We start from the raw sequence: 2691 nt of genomic DNA, 5'->3' as shown, positions 1-2691 counted from the left end.
CGAATCAACGCTTTCATCTTTGACTCGATGTAGGAGCCGTATGCGTTAGTAGCGCACGTACGGATCTGTGCCGGAGGCCTGACTTAAATGTATTAAAACTCAATTAAGTTAGGGCTTTACGGCGATTAATTATTTCGTAGCCAGTCGATGGACTAAATTTGGTTCAATTCCTGGAAGCATTACCGACTTTACTGAAACGTATGGCTATGACTACCTGACAAACCGCTTAGAAGACAGGACAATTAGTATTGCCACTGGTAGTGGTATCTTGCCAACAAATTTTAAAACGTATCAAGATTTTAATTATGATGACTGGGGTAATATTAAATTTAAAACGGGTGTGGGCAATTACAACTACTATGCAACTAAACCGCACCAGCTTAATGAGGTCAAATCAGCCTCTGGAGCGCAATTATATAAGTTTTTTTACGATGCCAACGGCAATAGTAAAACTGATGGCACCCGCACCTTTACTTATGGCAGTTACGACAAGCCAACATTAATCACGAAAGCTGGCAGTAGTTCTACCATGAAATATGGGCCTGAACGTGAGCTAATTTTTAAAACGGATACCTATGTCGAAAATGGCAAAAACGTTACTTATCAGACTACCTATTTAGGTAATTATGAAAAGGTCTATCGTACGGGTGGCGCAGGTACATTAACCGAGCATAAATTTTATGTTGGCGACATTGTTTATACCCAGCGAAGTAATGGGTCAAGCGATACTTTTTATCTACACAAAGACCATCAAGGCTCAGTCATCGCCACAACCAATGCCAGTGGCGCAGTGGTATCGCAAGCGATTTACGACCCTTGGGGTAAACGTACCGCTGTCTATTTGGCAAGTTTATTATCAAATTATACCTACAGCGAGCCAACGGACAGAGGATATACAGGCCATAAGCACATCAAGGATTTAGATATTATTCATATGGGCGGCCGCATCTACGATCCAACCTTGGGGCGATTCTTGCAGGCTGATCCGCTGATCCAAGCGCCTACGGATTCACAAAGTTACAATCGTTATGCTTATGTGAGAAATAACCCGCTGACGTTAACCGATCCGAGTGGGTATAGTTGGTGGAGTAAAACGTGGAAAAAAATACGACCTTATGTTGGGATTATAGTTGCTGCAATTGGCACTTATATTTGTGGTGGTAATGTGCAATGCGGGCAAGCAGGATATGCCCTTGTTGGTGCTGCCTCAGGTGCCGCAGGAGCTGCTGCTAATGGTGGTAACGTATTTACAGGTGCATTGAGGGGAGCGTTTACCGCGATGGCTTTTTATCAGGTTGGTGAAGCATTTTCGCAAGCAAATTGTCAATCTTGCTTCAGTGGAGGAGAGTTAACTACCGCTGCAACTGTAGGAAAGATAGCAGCTCACGCTATGGTCGGTGGAATAACTAGCATACTGCAAGGAGGTAAGTTTGGTCATGGCTTCTTAGCTGCTGGTGTAACACAAGGGTTTGAGAAGAGTATCAATGGCATTAGTTCTGCTAGGTTTAGCATTGGAAGAATTGTAGCAGCAGCGACTGTTGGTGGGACAATTTCAAAATTAACTGGTGGGAAATTCGCAAATGGCGCACTTACAGGAGCTTTTTCTCGGATGTTTAATGATGAAGCTCATCACCAATCAGTTAGAAGCAGAGTCGTGGATGCTGGGAAAAAAGCGCTATTATCAATGAAAGACATGTCTTCCGATTTGTATGACTATGCTTCTGAAAAACTTGAAAGTGCTGGCGACTTTATCGCTAGTAAGTTGCGCAAAGGACTTAATGTAAAATTTGATGCTTCTTTGACGGGTGGAGCGCTTGGTGTAGGGGTGGAGTCTACCGTTTCGTTGGCTTTTTCAAAGTACTACGAGTTAGGTACTTTTTTCACCCTCTCTGGTGGAGGTTTTGCTGGCCTTGGTGGCGGCATGAGTTACTCGATCGGGACATGGCAGGGAGATTTATCTACATTGGAAGGTTTCAGTGGCACAGTAGGTGGTATGGGCATGTTTGCTGGTAAGGGTGATTTTACATTTACTGGTGACGGTGCTGGGGCTGACATTGGCACCGGTTTAAATGTCGGTTATGCTGCCTATGGTTTTGTGAATCATACATGGCTTATTGGGCGGGGATTCTTTTGATTTTTACAATAATTTGTGTGCTCACCTTTTTGTTTTTGATATTTTTAGAAGGTATTTTCGCATCTCAGATTCATGCTAGATTAGCGCTTCAGGATAACAAAATAACGCTTGAAGATGTCAAGTCAGCAATTAAGTCTGGCAACAAATATAGTGGGTTAATCAAGACTGAAGAATATAAAAAAATGACTTTATTTAAGAGAATAAGGATATTCTTAATACTTTTATTCCTCATATCTTTTTTCTTTGTTAACTGAAAATTACTTGAAATAAAAAGGGTTAATAAATAAGACATATATGGACGCTCCCGGTGAGTCAAGGCAATAATCTGCTCACCCAAAGCTTTTTGGCCTTAGTTTTCTATTTTATTACTTCACACTTATCGTTGCTTTTAATGTGCTCATTTACCGCTAGAAGCGGTTGTACTGCCATATATACCCAATCAACTTGAAGATGCGGATTGTAACATCTGAAAATTGTCATTGATCCGCGACGTCAAATCGCCACCCATTTCCGGCAGTGTTTCTTTAAAAAATTTTGATAGAGCGGCCCTAAATTCG

The 2691-nt window shown here is 41.8% G+C and carries 1 protein-coding gene and 1 pseudogene; one reads left to right on the top strand and one right to left on the bottom strand.

Annotated elements, in window-relative coordinates; genetic code table 11:
* The first annotated feature begins 268 nt into the window (after nt 1-268).
* Nucleotides 269-2134, top strand: coding sequence for an RHS repeat domain-containing protein (locus IEW93_RS21605; RefSeq protein WP_188741260.1), 1866 nt, complete (start codon nt 269-271; stop codon nt 2132-2134).
* Nucleotides 2135-2573: 439 nt separating this feature from the next.
* Here the strand turns inward: IEW93_RS21605 and IEW93_RS22190 are convergent.
* A pseudogene (locus tag IEW93_RS22190) lies at nt 2574-2691 on the bottom strand (IS630 family transposase); the annotation flags it as partial.

It is taken from the genome of Shewanella inventionis, from assembly GCF_014641855.1.
GTDB classification, from domain to species: Bacteria; Pseudomonadota; Gammaproteobacteria; order Enterobacterales; family Shewanellaceae; genus Shewanella; species Shewanella inventionis.
Note: the sequence above shows the minus strand (reverse complement) of the source record. Positions and strands in the feature narration are given on the sequence as shown.